This is a genomic window from Amycolatopsis sp. NPDC023774, from assembly GCF_040639695.1.
Lineage (GTDB): Bacteria > Actinomycetota > Actinomycetes > Mycobacteriales > Pseudonocardiaceae > Amycolatopsis.
The window spans coordinates 933,913-951,249 of the sequence record NZ_JBFAAJ010000001.1; the positions used below are offsets into that span (position 1 = coordinate 933,913).

The 17,337-nt window shown below is 71.5% G+C and carries 21 protein-coding genes and 1 pseudogene; 16 read left to right on the forward strand and 6 right to left on the reverse strand.

Annotation, left to right across the window (positions count from 1 at the left end; all coding sequences use genetic code 11):
* Positions 1-124 precede the first annotated feature (124 nt).
* The 3 genes from serB (at position 125) to AB0F91_RS04725 (ending at position 2,598) form a co-directional block, all read left to right on the forward strand.
* Positions 125-1,354: a phosphoserine phosphatase SerB gene (gene serB / locus AB0F91_RS04715; protein WP_360594726.1), complete on the forward strand. Its 1,230-nt coding sequence runs from the start codon at positions 125-127 to the stop codon at positions 1,352-1,354.
* Positions 1,351-2,115 carry a peptidyl-tRNA hydrolase gene (locus tag AB0F91_RS04720; RefSeq protein ID WP_360594728.1) on the forward strand — a complete coding sequence of 255 codons (765 nt, stop codon included), beginning with the start codon at positions 1,351-1,353 and terminating at the stop codon, positions 2,113-2,115. The genes serB and AB0F91_RS04720 overlap by 4 nt, the downstream gene beginning before the upstream one ends.
* A 78-nt stretch (positions 2,116-2,193) precedes the next feature.
* On the forward strand, positions 2,194-2,598 hold the full coding sequence (locus tag AB0F91_RS04725) for an OsmC family protein (RefSeq protein WP_360594730.1): 405 nt from the start codon (positions 2,194-2,196) through the stop codon (positions 2,596-2,598).
* A 57-nt stretch (positions 2,599-2,655) separates the two neighbouring features.
* Here the strand turns inward: AB0F91_RS04725 and AB0F91_RS04730 are convergent, their stop codons facing one another.
* From AB0F91_RS04730 to AB0F91_RS04740, 3 genes are all read right to left on the reverse strand, one after another.
* Complete coding sequence (locus AB0F91_RS04730) at positions 2,656-2,988, reverse strand: hypothetical protein (RefSeq protein ID WP_354885329.1); 333 nt, start codon at positions 2,986-2,988, stop codon at positions 2,656-2,658.
* Positions 2,989-3,046: 58 nt separating this feature from the next.
* Positions 3,047-5,098, reverse strand: a complete 2,052-nt coding sequence (locus AB0F91_RS04735) for an ATP-dependent DNA helicase (RefSeq protein ID WP_360594731.1) — start codon at positions 5,096-5,098, stop codon at positions 3,047-3,049.
* An 80-nt stretch (positions 5,099-5,178) separates the two neighbouring features.
* Positions 5,179-5,769, reverse strand: a complete 591-nt coding sequence (locus AB0F91_RS04740; protein ID WP_360594733.1) for a biotin transporter BioY — start codon at positions 5,767-5,769, stop codon at positions 5,179-5,181.
* A 178-nt stretch (positions 5,770-5,947) separates the two neighbouring features.
* On the opposite strand from AB0F91_RS04740, the gene AB0F91_RS04745 reads away from it, so the two are divergent.
* Entirely contained in the window at positions 5,948-6,619 is a 672-nt protein-coding gene (locus tag AB0F91_RS04745; protein WP_360594735.1) for a hypothetical protein, read from the forward strand.
* Positions 6,620-6,730: 111 nt separating this feature from the next.
* Here AB0F91_RS04745 and AB0F91_RS04750 read toward each other — a convergent pair whose 3' ends face one another.
* The gene (locus AB0F91_RS04750) at positions 6,731-7,309 is read right to left on the reverse strand and encodes an isochorismatase family protein (RefSeq protein ID WP_360594736.1); all 579 of its coding nucleotides are present in this window, start codon (positions 7,307-7,309) and stop codon (positions 6,731-6,733) included.
* Positions 7,310-7,322: 13 nt separating this feature from the next.
* Positions 7,323-8,627 carry a nicotinate phosphoribosyltransferase gene (locus tag AB0F91_RS04755; RefSeq protein WP_360594737.1) on the reverse strand — a complete coding sequence of 435 codons (1,305 nt, stop codon included), beginning with the start codon at positions 8,625-8,627 and terminating at the stop codon, positions 7,323-7,325.
* Positions 8,628-8,701: 74 nt separating this feature from the next.
* Here AB0F91_RS04755 and clpS point away from each other — a divergent pair, with 74 nt between their 5' ends.
* The 3 genes from clpS to AB0F91_RS04770 are packed head-to-tail and all read left to right on the forward strand — an operon-like array spanning position 8,702 to position 10,544.
* Positions 8,702-9,001: an ATP-dependent Clp protease adapter ClpS gene (gene clpS, locus AB0F91_RS04760; RefSeq protein WP_220243765.1), complete on the forward strand. Its 300-nt coding sequence runs from the start codon at positions 8,702-8,704 to the stop codon at positions 8,999-9,001.
* Complete coding sequence (locus tag AB0F91_RS04765) at positions 8,998-9,555, forward strand: DUF2017 domain-containing protein (RefSeq protein WP_360594739.1); 558 nt, start codon at positions 8,998-9,000, stop codon at positions 9,553-9,555. Before clpS ends, AB0F91_RS04765 begins: the two co-directional genes overlap by 4 nt.
* Complete coding sequence (locus AB0F91_RS04770) at positions 9,552-10,544, forward strand: P1 family peptidase (RefSeq protein ID WP_360594741.1); 993 nt, start codon at positions 9,552-9,554, stop codon at positions 10,542-10,544. The genes AB0F91_RS04765 and AB0F91_RS04770 overlap by 4 nt, the downstream gene beginning before the upstream one ends.
* Here the strand turns inward: AB0F91_RS04770 and AB0F91_RS04775 are convergent.
* Complete coding sequence (locus tag AB0F91_RS04775; RefSeq protein WP_360594742.1) at positions 10,541-10,921, reverse strand: hypothetical protein; 381 nt, start codon at positions 10,919-10,921, stop codon at positions 10,541-10,543. The two genes, AB0F91_RS04770 and AB0F91_RS04775, sit on opposite strands and share 4 nt — an antisense overlap.
* A gap of 74 nt (positions 10,922-10,995) precedes the next feature.
* On the opposite strand from AB0F91_RS04775, the gene AB0F91_RS04780 reads away from it, so the two are divergent.
* The 9 genes and pseudogenes from AB0F91_RS04780 (at position 10,996) to AB0F91_RS04820 (ending at position 17,319) form a co-directional block, all read left to right on the forward strand.
* The gene (locus tag AB0F91_RS04780; protein WP_360594744.1) at positions 10,996-11,412 is read left to right on the forward strand and encodes a M67 family metallopeptidase; all 417 of its coding nucleotides are present in this window, start codon (positions 10,996-10,998) and stop codon (positions 11,410-11,412) included.
* Positions 11,413-11,478: 66 nt separating this feature from the next.
* Positions 11,479-11,757, forward strand: a complete 279-nt coding sequence (locus AB0F91_RS04785) for a MoaD/ThiS family protein (RefSeq protein ID WP_220243760.1) — start codon at positions 11,479-11,481, stop codon at positions 11,755-11,757.
* A 4-nt stretch (positions 11,758-11,761) separates the two neighbouring features.
* Positions 11,762-12,712 (forward strand): cysteine synthase, encoded by a 951-nt coding sequence (locus AB0F91_RS04790; protein WP_360594746.1) that lies wholly within the window; start codon positions 11,762-11,764, stop codon positions 12,710-12,712.
* A complete protein-coding gene (locus AB0F91_RS04795; protein ID WP_360594748.1) occupies positions 12,709-13,419 on the forward strand; it encodes an aspartate/glutamate racemase family protein in 711 nt (236 codons plus the stop codon). The genes AB0F91_RS04790 and AB0F91_RS04795 overlap by 4 nt, the downstream gene beginning before the upstream one ends.
* Positions 13,420-13,554: 135 nt before the next feature.
* Positions 13,555-14,717, forward strand: a pseudogene (locus AB0F91_RS04800) (NAD(P)/FAD-dependent oxidoreductase).
* A gap of 10 nt (positions 14,718-14,727) precedes the next feature.
* The gene (locus tag AB0F91_RS04805; protein WP_360594749.1) at positions 14,728-14,898 is read left to right on the forward strand and encodes a hypothetical protein; all 171 of its coding nucleotides are present in this window, start codon (positions 14,728-14,730) and stop codon (positions 14,896-14,898) included.
* A gap of 192 nt (positions 14,899-15,090) precedes the next feature.
* Positions 15,091-15,738 (forward strand): rhomboid family intramembrane serine protease, encoded by a 648-nt coding sequence (locus AB0F91_RS04810; RefSeq protein WP_360595161.1) that lies wholly within the window; start codon positions 15,091-15,093, stop codon positions 15,736-15,738.
* Positions 15,735-16,541: a glutamate racemase gene (gene murI, locus AB0F91_RS04815; protein ID WP_360594751.1), complete on the forward strand. Its 807-nt coding sequence runs from the start codon at positions 15,735-15,737 to the stop codon at positions 16,539-16,541. The genes AB0F91_RS04810 and murI overlap by 4 nt, the downstream gene beginning before the upstream one ends.
* Before the next feature lie 10 nt (positions 16,542-16,551).
* A complete protein-coding gene (locus tag AB0F91_RS04820; RefSeq protein ID WP_360594753.1) occupies positions 16,552-17,319 on the forward strand; it encodes an MBL fold metallo-hydrolase in 768 nt (255 codons plus the stop codon).
* Positions 17,320-17,337: the final 18 nt, after the last annotated feature.

Genomic DNA, 17,337 nt, shown 5'->3' on the forward strand with positions numbered 1-17,337 from the left:
CCCGTTCAAAACGTTGGGGGCGCGTGCTCGGCTTGTGTGAAGCCGGGCACGCGCCCTTTTTGCGCCCGGCGTTCCGCGCCAGACTGATCGTGCTCGCACAGCGCCGAACGAGGGATAGAGCCCAGTGACCCAGACGCCCGTCCTGATCACCACGACCGGTCCCGACAAGCCCGGTGTCTCCTCCGTGTTGTTCGCCGTGCTCACCCGCCACGACGTCGACGTGCTCGACGTCGAGCAGGTCGTGATCCGCGGACAGCTCGTACTGGGAGTTCTGGCCGGTGTCTACCGCGACCCGGAGGGCCTGCAGGAGTCCGTGGAGCAGGCGATGGCGACCGTCGGCATGCAGGTGGAGGTGAAGATCGGCGACGCGATCGGCGCCGACCCGTTCGCCCTCGGCAAGCAGGACTCGTCCCACGTGCTGGTGATGCTGGGCCGTCCGGTCACGGCGCGGTCGTTCTCCGAGGTCGCCGCGCGGCTGGCCGCGCTCGGCGCGAACATCGACTCGATCCGCAGCGTCGCCGACTACCCGGTGACCGGGCTGGAGCTGTACGTCTCGGTCCACGAGGACACCGAAGCCGCCGACGCCGAGCTGCGTTCGGTGCTGGCCGACGCCGCTTCGACCGCAGCCGTAGACGTCGCGGTGGAGCGCGCGGGCATCAGCCGGCGCGCGAAGCGGCTGGTCGTGTTCGACGTCGACTCGACGCTCGTGCAGGGCGAGGTCATCGAGATGCTCGGCGCGCACGCTGGTGTCGAGGCGCAGGTCCGCGAGATCACCGAGGCCGCGATGCGCGGCGAGCTGAACTTCACCGAATCGCTCGAACGGCGCGTCTCGCTGCTGGCCGGGCTGCCCGAGTCGGTGCTCGACGAGGTCGCGGCGTCGCTGGAGCTCACGCCGGGCGCGCGCACGACCGTGCGCACGCTGAAGCGCATGGGCTTCCGCTGCGGCGTGGTCTCGGGCGGGTTCACGCAGGTCATCGACCACCTCGTGGACGAGCTCGGCCTCGACTTCGCGGCGGCCAACGAGCTGGAGATCGCGGACGGCAAGCTCACCGGCCGCGTCGTCGGCGAGGTCGTGGACCGCGCGGGCAAGGCGAAGGCGCTTCGCCGCTTCGCCGACGAGTACGGCATCCCGCTGGGCCAGTGCGTTGCCGTCGGCGACGGGGCCAACGACATCGACATGCTGTCGGCGGCGGGCATGGGCGTGGCGTTCAACGCGAAGCCGGCGCTGCGCGAGGTCGCGGACACCGCTCTTTCGCACCCCTACCTGGACGCCGTGCTGTTCGTCCTGGGTGTCACGCGTGCCGAGGTGGAAGCCGCCGACGCCGCCGACGGGCTGGAGCTGGTCAGGCCGTGAACCACGTGCTGGAGCCCCTGGGCAGCCGCTACGCCTACTGGCTGGGGCTGCCCGCGCAGGACACGTCCGACACCTCGGACGAGGACCCGGCCCAGGTACGCGCGATGCCGGTCATCCTGCGCATCGAACGCGCCGAGCCGCCCGGCCGCACGCCCTTGCTCGAGGCGGCCGCCGCCGCGGCGCTGGCCGTGTGTCTCGACGAACGCTCCGAGCCCGGCGGCGAATGGGCCGAGCCGATGCACGCGTGGCTCGACAACCGCATCCGCAAGGTCGCGCGGCGAGCCCGGGGCACGCATTGGCAGGCCGTGCTGGACCTGCCGGGCATCACCGTCGAGGTCGACGGCGCCGAGGTCCGGGCGCTGGTGCCCGGGCTGGTCAGCGAGACGCCGAAAGAGGTGTCGCGCCTGCAGATCTCCGGCAGTGAGCTGCCGCCCGACACCCCGGGATCGGCGCCCGAGGGTGTGCCGCTGCTGCTGCTCAACCCGGAGGTGCCGATGACCGTCGGCAAGGCGTCCGCGCAGGTCGGGCACGGGACGATGATCCTGGCCTCGCTGCTGTCGGACGCCGAGCTGGCGGCCTGGGCGGCGCAGGACTACCGCGTGGCCGTGCGGACGCCGTCGCCCGCGCGGTGGAAGGAACTGTGCCCGGTGGACGACCCCGAGGCCGGCTGGCGCGAGGACCGCGTGATCGCCGTCCGGGACGCGGGGTTCACGGAGGTCGATCCCGGCACGATCACGGTCCTGGCGCAGTACCCGGCGTGAGTGCAGTACGTCTCGGCACGGAACACCGGTGTGCCGCTTGCGGTTGCTGATCAGTAGGAACGTCGGGAGGAGCAGGCGATGACCCTGGAAGTCCAGCGCGAAGGCGAGCACCAGTTCGTGGGGCGCAACGAGCGCGGCGCGGAGGTGCGGATCGGGCGCACGGGAGCGGAAGGCGCCTTCTCACCGTCCGAGCTGCTGCAGATCGCGACCGCGGGCTGCTCCGCCGTGACCGCGGAGAACCTGATCACGCGCCGCATCGGCGAGGACTCGAAGTTCCGCGTCGGCGTCACAGCTGATCGCCGCGAAGGAGCTTCGGAGCTGGACGGGGTGCACGTGACCTTCGACGTCGACGTGTCCTCCCTCGACGCGGAACAGCGCGAAGCCCTCGCGACCGCGGTGGACCGTGCGATCGACCGCCTGTGCACCGTGAGCCGGACACTCAAGAAGGCCATCCCCGTCACCGAGTCTTTCCCGACCGCCTGACGCAGCGAGAGCCGAGGCCCTACCCGAGGGCCTCGGCTCTGCTCTGTGCGGGGAACGTCAGCTCTGCCAGACCACGTACGCCTGGTCGGCGTCCGTGGTCATGGCCTCGATGAATTTCTCGTTGTCGAAACCGGGCAGCGACTGGAGGCGCTCGATGAGGGCGTCGGCGGCCGGGTCTCCACTGGGGACGGCCGTGCCCTTGCCGTCGTTGCCGACGAGCATGAAGAACACGTCCTCGTTCCACGGGCCGTCCGGGATCACTCTGACCATCACGGACGAAAGCTCCGCCCACTGGACGGCCTCTTCGCTGCCATCGGCGAGGCGGCGCCGCACCCCGGTGTCGTCGACACTGACGGTCCGGGATCGTGCGCTGGACGAATCCTGGGTCAACCGGTGCTCCCTGTCGTGTTCGTTCTCTTCACCGTACCCGCCCGGGTTGTGCCCGCCGTCACGCGGGCGCCGCCGCGTCGAGCCGCTTGAGCGCGTCGCGTGCGACCTGGGGATCCGTGGTGGGCCAGAAGGGCGGCAGCGACGAGCGCAGGAATCCGCCGTACCGCGCGGTGGCCAGGCGTGAGTCCAGCACCGCGACCACACCGCGGTCGGAGATCGAGCGGTGCAGCCGGCCTGTGCCCTGCGCGAGAAGCAGCGCCGCGTGCGTGGCCGCGACCGTGAGGAACCCGTTGCCACCACGGGCTTCCACGGCCCGCTGGCGGGCCGACAGCACCGGGTCGTCGGGGCGCGGGAACGGGATCCGGTCCACCACCACGAGCTGCAGCGACGGCCCCGGCACGTCGACGCCCTGCCACAGCGTGAGCGTGCCGAACAAGCACGTGCGCGGTTCGTCGGTGAACTGGCGCACCAGCGTGGGCATGGAGTCGTCGCCCTGGCACAGGATCGGGTAGTCAAGCCGCTCGCGCATCGCCTCCGCGGCCTGCTTGGCCGCTCGCATCGACGAGAACAACCCGAGCGTGCGCCCGCCCGCGGCCTCGACCAGCCCGGCGAGTTCGTCCATTGTGGACTCCGCAAGCCCGTCGCGGCCCGGCGGCGGCAGGTGCTTGGCCAGGTAGAGGATCCCGTTGCGCCGGTGGTCGAACGGAGAGCCGACGTCGAGGCCCGTCCATTTCGGTCCTTTGTCCTCGTCGGCCGGCGCTTCCTTGTCCGTGGCCGCGCCGGGCGCCTTCGTGACGCGCGCGCCGCCGGGCGGCAGGCCCCATTGGCGCGCCATGGTGTCGAACTCACCGCCCAGCGTCAGCGTCGCCGAGGTGAGCACCGTGGTGTTGAGGTTGAACACCCGCTCGCGCAGCAGCCCCGCGACGCCCAGCGGTGCCACCTTCAGTGCCGGCGGCCGCGGGTTCGCCGAGTAGCGGTCGCCCGTGAGCCACACGACGTCGCGCTGGTGGGCCAGATCTTCGTCGTACGCGTCGAGCAGGCGCGCGGCGGTGTCGTGCACCTCTTCGAGCAGCGACCGCGCCAGTTTGCGCGCGGTGGCCCCGTCGACGTCTTCCTTGCGGTCGGAACCCAGCGCCGTCAGGCAGGCCTTCGCGGCGTCGCGTACCGCGGGAATCGCGCCTTTCAGCGCCTGCGGCAGCGAATCCAGCCGTCCGGCCGGGAGATCGTCGAGGATCAGCGCGAGGCCGTCGCTCGCTTCCAGCAGGCGGTCGGCGACATCCGCGTCGATCAGCCGCCCGCAGCGGCGCGCGGCGGCGGAGACCATGGCGCTGGTCAGCTCGCCTGTGGCGACGGACGTGACGCGGTCGACCAGGTCGTGGGCCTCGTCGATGATCACGAGGTCGTGGTCGGGCAGCACCTGGTAGCCCTGCAACGCGTCGATGGCCAGCAGCGCGTGGTTGGTCACGACCACATCCGCGCGCCCGGCCTCGGCCCGCGCGCGTTCGGCGAAGCAGTCGGTGCCGATCGGGCAGCGCGCGGCGCCGAGGCATTCCCTGGCGGTGACCGAAACCTGGCGCCATGCCTGGTCGGAGACCCCCGGCACGAGCTCGTCGCGGTCACCGGTCTCGGTGTCCGAAGACCACTCGTGCAGCCGCGTGACCTCCTTGCCCAGCCGCGAAACGGCGAATGGGTCGAACAGCTGCGCGTCCTCCGGCTCGTCGGGCGCGCCCGTGTCGAGCCGGTGCAGGCACAGGTAGTTGCGGCGGCCCTTGAGGATCGCGAAGGTCGGTTCGCGGCCGAGCGGCTTCTTCAGCGCCTTCGCCAGGCGCGGCAAGTCGCGGTCCACGAGCTGGCGCTGCAGCGCGATCGTGGCCGTGGAGACCACGACGGTGGCTTCCTTCTCCACCGCGTGGCGGATCGCGGGCACCAGGTACGCCAAGGACTTCCCGGTTCCCGTACCCGCCTGCACGGCGAGGTGTTCACCGGTGCGGATGGCGTGGCCGACGGCGTCGGCCATCTTCACCTGGCCCGGCCGCTCGGCTCCGCCCACGGACTCCACAGCGTGGGTGAGGAGTTCGAGGACGCCGGGGAAATCAGTTCGAGCGGGCACAGCGATACACGATAGCCGCCGGGGGCGACATGTTCGGCGCTCCGGCACGAACGGGCCGCTCGTGCCGGAGCGCCGTGCACTCAGTCTTCCTTGTGCAGGCGCGCCACCGCGGCCCACGCGAGCGGCAGGACACCCGCCGCCACCACGATCTTCAGCGCGTCGCCGATCAGGAACGGCACCACGCCCTTGGCGAACGCCGTCGAGAAGTCGAAGCCGGCGGCGGCCATCAACCACGGCACGCCGAACGCGTAGATCACGACGTTGCCGAGCACCATGGTCCCCACCGTGCGCAGGGGGGTGCGGTCACCACCGCGGCGGGCGAGCGCGCCCACGAGCGCACCGGCGAACACGAACCCGACGACGTACCCGGCCGAAGCGCCGGACAGACCCGACGTCGCGCCCTGGAACCACGGCACGCCGGCCGCGCCGACGAGCAGGTACAGCAGCATCGAGGCGGCGCCCCGGCGCATGCCGAGCGAGGCGCCCACGAGCAGCGCGGCGAACGTCTGGCCGGTCATCGGCACCGGGCTGCCCGGGACGGGGATGACCAGCTGCGCGGCCGCGCCGGTGAGCAGCGCACCGCCGGCGACCAGCGTCAGGTCGCGCACCAGGGCGCCGGGCACGAGGTCGGCCAGCACCTGGCGGCGGCCGGTGAGGGACAGCGACGACACGGGGACCTCCCACGATCGAAAACGGACGTCCGAGGAGGTTAACGCTCGTTACCCCGGGTTTCCCCGACAAGTTGCGTTCCTCACCACACCACTCGTCCGGGTGGTGTCGGGGTTGTGACGTTTCGCGGGGGTGCCTCGCTGCCGAGGATGCAACCACAGGTCGAAGGGAGCACGGGTGATGCGCGGACGGGTCTTGGTCACGGCGACGGCACTGCTGGGCGCGGCCGCGGCGGGACTGCCGGCCCCGGCCCTCGCCGACGGCCCCACCTCCACCGGCTGGGGCTCTTCGGGCAGCGTCGACGTGCTGGTCGACAACCAGCACGTGGTCACCGGCGACCTCGCCCGCTGCGACGCCGACGGTCCCACCACCGCGCGCACCACGGGCGGCGACACCGGCGACCTGGCGGTGTTCGGCCTCGGCGCCACCACGTGCGGCCGCGACGGCGCAGTGGCCACCGTGGCGTCCGGAGGTCAACGGTTCGAGGCCGACGTACTCAAGCGTTTCGGCGGCCCCGCGATCACCGTTCGCACCTACTCCGCGGGTTGCTCGACCACGAAGAACGGCAGCAGCGGCACGGTGTCGATCGGCGAGGTCGGCGGGTTCACCGTGCCGTCGTCGATCCCCGCGAACTACCGCGTGCTGATCCCCGGCGGCGAGGCGGGCACGGCGCTGGCGGCGATCACGATCAACGAGACCGTGACCCCGCAGCCGGCCGACGGCAGCCTCGTCACGCACGCCGTGCACATCCAGCTGTTCCCGCAGGGCGGCCCGGCCAGCGGCGACATTTACCTCGGCACCGCCGCCTGCAACCCGTTCGGCAAGGGCGGTGCGCCTCAGCCGCCGGCCTGAGCGTCCCAATGTGGCGTTCGTTGCGTTGAGCGCACCGAACGCCACATCGGGTGCGTTGAGCGCAACCAACACCGCATTGGGGTGGTTCGGTTCGAGCGTCCACTCAGGACGTCAGGACGCGGCCGGCACCACCGCGGTGCCGGTGTAGGTGACACCGGCCTTGTCGAAGTCGGCCAGCGTCGCGTCGACGGTCGGCTGCGAACCGCCGACAGTGAGGTCCAGCAGCACCTTCACGCCGAACCCGGCCTGCGCGGCGTCCAGCGCCGTGGCGCGCACGCAGAAGTCCGTGGCGATGCCGACGACCTCGACGTCGGTCACGTCGTGGACGCGCAGCCACTCCTCCAGCGACCGGCCGTCGCCTGACTTGCCCTCGAAGCCGGAGTACGCCGCGGTGTACTCGCCCTTCGAGAACACGGCCGTGATCGGCACGACGTCGAGCGACGGGTGGAACGACGCGCCCGCAGTGCCCGCGACGCAGTGGCGCGGCCAGCTCGTGGAGAAGTTCGGCGTGTCGCTGAAGTGGTCGCCCGGGTCGACGTGGTGGTCGCGGGTGGCGACCACGTGGTCGTAGCCCCCTTCGGCGGCCTGGCGGGAAATGGCCTCCGCCGCGGCCGCGCCGCCGGGCAGGCCCAGCGAGCCGCCCTCGCAGAAGTCGTTCTGCACGTCCACCACGATCAGCGCGGTTCCCATTTCTCGGCTCCCTCTACAGAAACGTGGTCGGTATCGCGGGCTCGCCGTGCGAGAGCTTGAGCCCTTCCCATGGCAGGCTGACCTGTGCGCGCCGCAACCGGGCCCGCGCGTCGTCCAGCGTGGGCAGATCATCCACCGCGCGGCCGCCGCGCACCAGGGGGATCTGCAGGTCAAGATCGTGTTCCTCGGGCTTGGGACGGCCCGAGGCCTCCGTCCACACGACCTCTTCCACGGCCGTGCCGGTGGAGCGGTGCCGCCGCAGCGAGTGCTTGCGCCCGCCGCGGGATTCCTTGTGCGCGCTGCGTTTCGCGACGGGCCGCCCGTCGACCTCCACCAGCTTGTAGACCATGCCGGCGGTCGGCGCGCCTGAGCCGGTGACGACGGAGGTGCCCACGCCGTACGCGTCCACCGGCTCCGCGCGCAGCGCCGCGATGGCGTGCTCGTCGAGGTCGCCGGAGACGACGATGCGGGTGTCCTTCGCGCCGAGGGAGTCGAGCTGGTCGCGAGCCTTGCGCGCGAGGGGGCCGACGTCGCCCGAGTCGATCCGGATCGCGCCGAGCTCGGACCCGGCCACGCGCACGGCGGTCTCGATGCCGGCGGTGATGTCGTAGGTGTCCACAAGCAGCGTTGTGTCCGGGCCCATCTTGTCCACCTGGGCGCGGAACGCCTGCTCCTCGCTGTCGTGCAGCAGCATGAAGGCGTGCGCGACCGTGCCGCGCGTGGGAATGCCGTAGCGGCGCCCGGCCTCGAGGTTCGACGTGGTCGCGAAGCCCGCGATGTACGCGGCGCGCGCGGCGGCGACAGCGGCGTACTCGTGGGTGCGCCGCCCGCCCATCTCGATGATCGGGCGCCCGTGCGCGGCACCGGCCATGCGCGCGGCCGCCGAGGCGACGGCGCTGTCGTGGTTGAGGATCGACAGCGCCAGCGTCTCCAGCACCACGGCCTCGGCGAACGTGCCGCTCACGGTGAGGATCGGCGACCCGGGGAAGTACAGCTCGCCCTCGGGGTAGCCCTCGATGTCGCCGGAGAACTCGTAGTCGGCCAGCCACGACAACGTGGCGTCGTCGACCACCGCCGTCTGTTCCAGCACGGTCAGCTCGGCGTCGGTGAACCGGAAGTCGGCGATCGCGTCGAGGACGCGCGCGGTTCCGGCGACGACGCCGTAGCGCCGCCCGTCGGGCAGCCGGCGCGCGAAGACCTCGAACACGCAGGGCCGCTCGGCGGTCCCGTCTGCCAGCGCGCTGCCCAGCATGGTCAGCTCGTAGTGGTCGGTGAGCAGCGCCGTGCTGGCGCTGGTTACCGGCTCGGGTGCACCCATGGGGCCAGCCTATTCACCCACATGGCCGGACCTGGCGCGGCGTACCCCGTGACCCCCGTGACACCATGGGGTGCATGTCCACGCCTGTCGCATCCGAACAGACGCAGGTTGATCCACTCGGGGCAGAGGTCGCCGAGGAGGACAAGCCCTGGCGGACCGTCGTGTGGAACGATCCGGTCAACCTGATGTCGTACGTGACGTACGTGTTCCAGAAGCTGTTCGGCTACAGCCGGGACCACGCCACGAAACTGATGCTCGACGTGCACCACAAGGGCAAGGCGATCGTGTCGTCGGGGTCCAAGGAGAAGGTGGAGACGGACGTGGCGAAGCTGCACGCCGCCGGGCTGTGGGCGACGATGGAGCAGCCCTCGTGAAGGCGTGGCGACGCAAGGGCGACGTGATCCTCGCGGGATTCGAGCAGCAGGAGGCCGCCGTGCTGCGCGGCCTGGTCAGCCAGCTCGAGGACATGCTGCGCGCGCGGGCCGAGGAGGCGCCGCAGGACGAGCTGGCGGAGCTCACCGGCATCCGCACCGGCCCGTCGGAGTCGCCCGACGACCCGGTGCTCTCGCGGCTGCTGCCCGATTTTCACAAGCTCGACCCCGACAACCCCACCCGCGAGGACCTCGACTCCGCGGCGGCCATGCGCTCGCTGCACGAGCCCGAGCTGCTGGAGACGAAGGTCGGCGTGGCGAAGGTCGTGCTCGACACGCTGCCGCGCGACGGCGGCAACGTGCACCTGGACGTCGAGCAGGCCGACGCGTGGCTGGGCGCGCTCAACGACGTGCGCCTCGCGCTCGGCACGGCGCTCGACGTCACCGAGGACATGCCCGACGAGCTGCCCGACGACGACCCGCGGGCCCCGCACCTGGGCGTGTACCACTGGCTGACCTGGGTGCAGGAGACGCTGATCCAGGCGCTGACCGCGTGATCACCGACGTTCCGGGTGTCCTGGTCGGGCACCACCACCGCCTCGGCGACGGCTGGGCGACCGGCACCACCGTGGTCCTCGTGCCGGACGGCGCGACGGGCGCGGTCGACCAGCGCGGTGGCGCGCCCGGCACGCGCGAGACGAACCTGCTGGAGCCGGAGAACCTGGTGCAGCGCGTGAACGCCGTGTGCCTCTCCGGGGGCAGCGCCTACGGGCTGGCCGCGGCCGACGGCGTGATGCGCTGGCTTTCGGAGCGCAACCTGGGCTTCCCGGTCGGGCGCGAGCCGCACGAGGTCGTGCCCATCGTGCCCGGCGCGGTGCTGTTCGACCTTCCCCGTAGCGACTGGGGCAACCGGCCGGACTCGTCTTTCGGTTACGCCGCTTGCGAAGCAGCCTCGAAGACGTTCGCCTCGGGCTCGGTCGGCGCCGGCACGGGGGCCGTGGTCGGGTCGCTCAAGGGCGGCATCGGCTCGGCGAGCGAGGTGGTCGACGGCGTGACGGTCGGGGCGCTGGCGGCAGTGAACGCCGCCGGCGAAGCCGTGGACTTCACGACCGGGCGCGCGTTCGCCGCGGACCACGAGGTGGCGGGTGAGTTCGGCGTCCGCTGGCCTTCGCGGCCGGGTGAGGTGCCGCCCGCGCGGACCGACCTGAACACCACCATCGGCGTCGTCGCGTGCGACGCGGCGCTGTCGAAGGCCGAGGCGCGCCGGCTCGCGGTCGCCGCGCAGGACGGCCTGGCCCGCGCTGTGCGCCCGGCGCACACGATGTTCGACGGCGACACCGTCTTCGTGCTGGCCACGGGCGCTCGCGAGCTGCCCGCCGGCGTCGGCACGTTCGCCGACGGGCAGCGGGCGGCGGCGCTCGACGCATTGTGCTCGGCCGCGGCACGGGTGTTCGCCCGCGCGATGGTCCACGGGCTGCTCAGGGCCACCGCGGCCGGTGGAGTGGCGGCGTACCGGGACGTGTGGCCCGAAGCGTTCGAGGGCTAGAGGTCCGGCAGCGGGTCCTGCGGGGCCCACGCGCCGTCGCGTTCGAGGTCGGCGGCCCGGACCGCGACGACGTCGGCCTCGTCGATCTCCAGCACGAGGTCGGCGACCGAGATCGTCGGCCCCAGTGAGGGGTGCTCCTCCACCGGCCCCAGCTCGGCGGAGCGCGGCAGCACCTCCCACACCGACTTCGGGCGCAGCCGCCGGAAGCGGCCGCAGGCGAGCACAACCACGCGGCGGTCGGTGACCACCAGCAGGAAGCCGTAGTGCGCCGCCATCCCGTTGAGGTAGAGCGAGTCGCCGGCGAACACGTACTGGATCCGGTCGCCGTCGGGCAGGAACGGCAGGCAGCGGTCGCGGACCTTCGTCGGCACAGGCACGGCCGAAATTGTCCCCGACCAGGTGCCTGAGCGGAAGGTCTCACAGTCTGGACAGGGTGGGTCCACCACCTAAGATGTTGAATGTGCTCCGGATCCGCCGTGAATTCGTCGACGAGATCGTCGCCCACGCCCGCCGTGACCACCCCGACGAGGCGTGCGGGGTGATCGCTGGTCCCGTGGGCTCTGACCGCCCCGAACGGTTCATCCCGATGTTGAACGCGGCGCGGTCACCGACCTTCTACGAGTTCGACTCGGGTGACCTGCTCAAGCTCTACCGCGAGATGGACGCGAACGACGAGGTGCCCGTGGTGATCTACCACTCGCACACCGCGACGGAGGCCTACCCGTCGCGCACCGACGCGAACATCGCCGCCGAACCCGACGCGCACTACGTGCTCGTCTCCACGAAGGACCCCGATTCGCACGAGTTCCGCTCGTACCGGATCGTGGACGCCGAGATCACCGAGGAGCCGGTCGAGATCGTCGACTGAGCTGCCGGAATAAGGGCTGCGTCCCGTGCGTCAGCTTCTCAGAACCCACTTCGGAGGTAGAAAACCATGGCCGTGACCGTCTCCATCCCGACCATCCTGCGCACGCACACCGGCGGCGAGAAGTCCGTCGAGGCGGCGGGCAAGACCGTCCTCGAGGTGATCGACGACGTCGAGTCGCGCCACTCCGGGCTCAAGGCGCGCCTGGTCAAGGAGGAGAAGCTGCACCGCTTCATCAACGTCTACGTCAACGACGAGGACGTGCGCTTCGCCGGCGGCCTCGCGGCCGAGGTGAAGGACGGCGACACGCTCACCATCCTGCCCGCCGTGGCCGGCGGCGCGCGCTGAACCGATGGCCCGTTACGAGTCCCTGCTCGACGCGCTCGGCGGCACGCCGCTCGTGGGGCTGCCCCGGCTCTCGCCCACGGACGACGTGCGGTTGTGGGCGAAGCTCGAGGACCGCAACCCGACCGGTTCGATCAAGGACCGGCCGGCGCTGGCCATGATCGAGGCCGCCGAGCGTGAGGGCCGGTTGCGACGCGGCTCGACGATCCTCGAGCCGACGTCGGGCAACACCGGCATCTCGCTCGCCATGGCCGCGAAGCTCAAGGGCTACGGGCTGGTGTGCGTGATGCCGGAGAACACCTCCACCGAGCGCAAGCAGCTGTTGCAGGCCTACGGCGCGCGGATCGTGTTCTCGCCGGCGGCGGGCGGCTCGAACGAGGCCGTGCGGCGCGCCAAGGAGCTGGCGGAGCAGAACCCCGACTGGGTGATGCTCTACCAGTACGGCAACCCGGCCAACGCCGACGCGCACTACCGCGGCACGGGCCCTGAGCTGCTGAAGGACCTGCCGACGATCACCCACTTCGTCGGTGGCCTCGGCACGACGGGGACTTTGGTGGGTGTGGGGCGGTACCTGCACGAGGCGAAGCCGGGCGTGCAGATCATCGCGGCCGAACCGCGGTACGGCGAGCTCGTGTACGGCCTGCGCAACCTCGACGAGGGTTTCGTGCCGGAGCTGTACGACCCCAGCGTGCTGAACGGGCGCTATTCCGTCGGCGCCTACGACGCGCTCCGGCGGACGCGGGAACTGCTGGAGCAAGAAGGCATTTTCGCCGGTATCTCGACGGGTGCGGTCCTGCACGCCGCGTTGGCCGTCGCCGAGAAGGCCGCCGCTCGTGGGGAGACCGCGGACGTCGCCTTCGTCGTCGCGGACGCCGGCTGGAAGTACCTGTCCACGGGCGCGTACGCGGGTTCGCTCGACGAAGCCGCCGCGCGGCTGGACGGGCAGCTCTGGGCGTGAAGACGATCGGGCTCCTGGGTGGCATGAGCTGGGAGTCTTCGGCGGAGTACTACCGACTGGTGAACGAACGCGTCCGGTCGGAGCTGGGCGGGTACCACTCCGCGCGGGTGGTGCTGTACTCCGTGGACTTCGCCGAAATCGAGGCGCTGCAGGCCTCGGGTGACTGGGCGGCGGCGGGGGAGTTGCTGGCCGCCGCCGCTTCGGCCTTGGAGACGGCGGGCGCGGACGTGATCGTGTTGTGCACCAACACGATGCACAAGGTGGCTTCGGCGCTGCGGACGCGGGTGCCGTTCCTGCACCTGGGGGACACGACGGCCGCGGCGGTGCGGTCGGCCGGGGTTTGCTCGGTGGGCCTGCTGGGGACGGCGTTCACGATGAGCCAGCCGTTCTACCGCGAACGCCTTGCGGCGCACGGGCTTTCGGTGCTCGTTCCGTCCGAAGTGGACCAGGAGCTGGTGCACCGGGTGATCTACGACGAGCTGGTGCAAGGCGTTGTCCGGCCGTCTTCGCGGGCGGCTTGTCGCGAGGTGATCGCGCGGCTGGTCGAGGCCGGTGCGCGAGCCGTGATCTACGGCTGCACGGAGATCGAGTTGCTCGTCGACCAGTCCGACAGCTCGGTCCCGGTCTTCCCGACCACACGGCTGCACGCGGAGGCCGCGGTTGACTGGGCGCTGGGGCTTCGGGAGCTGCCGGCGGCTCCGGCCTGAGAATTCACGCCGGCATCGCACTGGCAGCGGCTGCCAGGCGGGTGGCAGCGCGGTGTGCGCGCCGTGCCAGTGGATCACGGCACCCTTCGGTTCGAGAGCGGCTCACCGGGCCGCTCCTGACTCGAAGGAGCCACCATGAACACCGTCACGATCATCGGCGCCGGCCTCGGTGGCCTCACCCTCGCCCGCGTCCTGCACGTCCACGGCATCCCGGCCACCGTCTACGAAGGCGAGGCGTCCGCGGGTGCGCGTGCGCAGAGCGGGATGCTCGACATCCACGACTACAACGGCCAGATCGCCATCGAGGCCGCCGCGCTCATGGACGAATTCCGCGGGCTCATCCTCGAAGGCCGCCAGCAGACGCGGTTCCTGGACCGCGAGGGCACCGTGCTGTTCGACAAGGCCGACGACGGCACCGGAGGCCGGCCCGAAGTCCAACGCGGGCAGCTGCGGCAGCTGCTGCTCGACTCGCTTCCCGCCGAAACGGTTCGTTGGGGCCACAAGGTTCTCGAGGCCCGCCCGGGGAGACGGCCGGCACGAAACCGCTTTCACCGACGGCAGCGTCGTCGTGAGCGAACTGCTGGTCGGCGCCGATGGCGCGTGGTCGCGCGTCCGGACGCTGCTCTCGGCCGCCGTTCCCGAGTACGCCGGCACGGCGATGGTCGAGACCTACCTGTACGAGGCCGACACCGCCACCGCCACCCCGCCACCGCCGAGGCCGTCGGCGGCGGCTCGATGGGCGCGGTCGCGTCGGACAAGGGCATCATGGCCCACTGGGAAAGCGGTGACACCATCCACACGTACGTGTCGCTGACGCTGCCGCTGGACTGGTTCGCGGCCATCGACTTCACGGATCGGGCTGGTGCTGCTGCCCGCGTCGCGCAGGAGTTCAGCGGCTGGGCCCCGGAACTGACGGCGCTGATCACCAACGGCGACACCCCACTCGTGCTGCGCCCGCAGCACGTCCTGCCGCTGGAGCACCGCTGGGACCGCGTGCCGGGCGTGACCCTGATCGGCGACGCGGCTCACCTCATGCCCCCAACGGCGAAGGAGCCAACCTCGCCATGCTCGACGCCGCCGAACTCGCCCAGGCCCTCGCCGCCCACCCGGGTGACGTCGAGGCCGCGTTGTCCGAGTACGAGCAGACGATGTTCCCGCGCAGCGCCCGGATCGCGATCGGCAGTGCCGAGTTGGAGGCGGCCATGGCCGGCCAGACGGAGGAGGCGACGGCGGAGCACCTCATCAAGGTCTTCTCGGAACTCACTGCGGGGGAGAGCCCGTTCGACCTCAGCCACTAGCCTCGATCCCGTGCCCGGCACCTTCGAGACCGCCATGCGGATGATGCGGCGCCACAACCCGCAGATCCGGGAAGACGGCTTTCAGCTCCTGCTCGCCGAGGTCACCGAGCACGTCGAGGCGCTGGGCGCGGAGTTCGAGCGGGAGACCGACTCGGGCCTTCGCTGTTGGCTGCTTGAGTGATCGGCGAGGCGGAGGCGCCCGAGGCGCTGCCCGTCCTCGCCGCCCAGCTCGGTAGCCCCGACGAGTCCTTGCGCTCGTGGGCAACCCGCGGCTTGGAACAGCTCAACACAGCAACATCAGGGAATTCACCCGAGGCCACCCGCACCGGACGGACGTAGCCTGGAACAGGTGAGCACACTCCCACCGCAGCCCATGCCGTTCGGGGACCAGCCGGCGGACAAGGCGAAGGCCACCGATGTGGCGAAGCGCGTCCTGCCGCCCAACCCCAAGGCTGCGGCGATCGTCGCGGTGGGGTTCACGCTCGTGCTCTACCTGGTGGAGCTCGTGGACGTGATCCTGCCCGCGAACCTCGACCACGGGGGCATCGTGTCGCGGCAGCTGTCGGGGCTCGACGGGATCCTGTGGGCACCACTGCTGCACGCCGGGTGGGGGCACCTGTTCTCGAACACCGTGCCGGTGCTCGTGCTGTCGTTCCTGGCGATGGCGGCGGGGATCGGGCGCTGGGCGGTGGTCACGGCGATCATCTGGATCGTGTCGGGCCTGGGGGTCTGGCTGGTCGGGCCGGCGAACACCTACACGGTGGGTGCGTCCGGGCTGGCGTTCGGGTGGCTGGCGTTCCTGCTGGTCCGCGGCATTTTCAACCGGGCGTTCGGGCAGATCGTGGTGGCGGTCGTGCTGCTGGGCGTGTGGAGCGGGATGCTGTGGGGCCTGCTGCCCGGCAACCCGGGCATCTCCTGGCAGGGCCACCTGTTCGGCGCGCTCGCCGGTGTCCTCGCGGCCTGGCTGACGGCGCGGGGCGAGCGCCCCAAGAAGAAGGCGGCCGGTAGCCTCGAGGTGTGAGCACCCCGACCGCCGACGCGCCCATCGGGGTTTTCGATTCCGGCGTCGGCGGTCTCACCGTCGCCCGGTCGATCCTCGAGCTGCTGCCGGCCGAGCAGCTGCGCTACGTCGGCGACACCGCACGCAACCCGTACGGCCCCCTCCCCATCGCGACGGCCCGCCAGTACGCCCTCGAAGCCCTCGACGACCTCGTTGAAGGTGGCGTGAAAGCCCTGGTCATCGCCTGCAACACCGCCTCGGCCGCCTGTCTGCGCGACGCCCGGGAGCGCTACGACGTCCCCGTCATCGAGGTCGTCCTGCCGGCCGCTCGTCGCGCCGCGTCGGTCACGCGCAGTGGCCGGGTGGGCGTGATCGGGACCGAGGGGACCGTTCGCTCGCGGGCCTACGACGACGCGTTCGCCGCGGCGCCCGACGTGCAGCTGACGAGCGTCGCGTGCCACCGGTTCGTCGACTTCGTGGAGCGCGGCATCACGTCCGGGCGCCAGATCCTGGGTCTCGCGCAGGGTTATCTGCAGCCGCTGCTCGATGCCGAGGTCGACACGCTGGTGCTGGGCTGCACGCACTATCCGCTGCTTTCCGGCGTGTTGCAGATCGTGATGGGTCAGGACATCACGCTCGTCTCCAGCGCGGACGAGACGGCCAAGGACCTCTACCGCGTGCTCACCGAGCTCGACCTGCTGGCCGACCGCGACACGGCGCCGCAGCACGAGTTCCTGGCCACGGGCTCGCCGGAGCCGTTCACGCGGCTGGCGGCGCGGTTCATGGGGTTCGCGCCGGGTGTCCTGGCTCCCACCAGCGCCTAGGCTGAACCACGTGCGACTGACGATCCTCGGCTGCTCGGGCAGCGTCCCCGGCCCGAACGCCGCCGCGTCCGGGTACCTGCTGGAAGCGGAAGGGTTCCGGCTGGGCCTCGAGCTCGGCAACGGCGCGTTCGCCCAGCTCCAGACGGTGCTCGACCCGTTCGACCTCGACGCGCTCGTCCTGTCGCACCTGCATTCGGACCACTGCGCCGACGTCAACTCCCTCACGGTGCTGCGCCGCTACCACCCGGCGCCGCCGTACCCGGCCCGGCCGCGGCAGCTGCCGCTCTACGCACCGGCGGACGCCCCGACGCGGCTGGCCCACGCGTACGCCGCCGACGCCGACGAGCGCGCCGCCGTGGACCTGTCCGACGTCTACGCCTTCCACACGCTGCGTGAGGAGACGGTGCGGATCGGGCCGTTCGACGTGACGGCCGCCGTGGTGCAGCACCCGACGCCGGCGTTCGGCCTGCGGATCTCCTACGGCGGCGCCCTCTTCGCCTACACCGGCGACACGGGTCCGTGCACCGCGCTGGGCGAGCTGGCCGACGGCGTCGACGTGCTGCTGTCGGAGGCCTCGTGGACGGACGCCGCCGACCGGCCCGACGGCGTGCACCTGTCCGGGAAACAGGCCGGTGAGCTGGCGAAGGACGCCGGTGTCGGGCGGCTGCTGCTCACGCACATCGCGCCGTGGACCGACAGCCGCGCGGTGCTGGCGGAGGCCGCGGCGGTGTTCCCGGACGCCGAGCTCGTGACGCAGGGCGCCGTCTACGAGATCTGAGCGGTGGACTGTCGGCGG

Bases quoted from the DNA above. Each gene is read 5' to 3' on its own strand.
- AB0F91_RS04810 (WP_360595161.1), top strand. From the start codon at position 15,091: ATGCCGTTCGGGGACCAGCCGGCGGACAAGGCGAAGGCCACCGATGTG.
- AB0F91_RS04780 (WP_360594744.1), top strand. From the start codon at position 10,996: ATGTTGAATGTGCTCCGGATCCGCCGTGAATTCGTCGACGAGATCGTC.
- AB0F91_RS04785 (WP_220243760.1), top strand. From the start codon at position 11,479: ATGGCCGTGACCGTCTCCATCCCGACCATCCTGCGCACGCACACCGGC.
- AB0F91_RS04745 (WP_360594735.1), top strand. From the start codon at position 5,948: ATGCGCGGACGGGTCTTGGTCACGGCGACGGCACTGCTGGGCGCGGCC.
- AB0F91_RS04725 (WP_360594730.1), top strand. From the start codon at position 2,194: ATGACCCTGGAAGTCCAGCGCGAAGGCGAGCACCAGTTCGTGGGGCGC.
- AB0F91_RS04790 (WP_360594746.1), top strand. From the start codon at position 11,762: ATGGCCCGTTACGAGTCCCTGCTCGACGCGCTCGGCGGCACGCCGCTC.
- clpS (WP_220243765.1), top strand. From the start codon at position 8,702: ATGTCCACGCCTGTCGCATCCGAACAGACGCAGGTTGATCCACTCGGG.
- AB0F91_RS04750 (WP_360594736.1), bottom strand. From the start codon at position 7,309: ATGGGAACCGCGCTGATCGTGGTGGACGTGCAGAACGACTTCTGCGAG.
- AB0F91_RS04755 (WP_360594737.1), bottom strand. From the start codon at position 8,627: ATGGGTGCACCCGAGCCGGTAACCAGCGCCAGCACGGCGCTGCTCACC.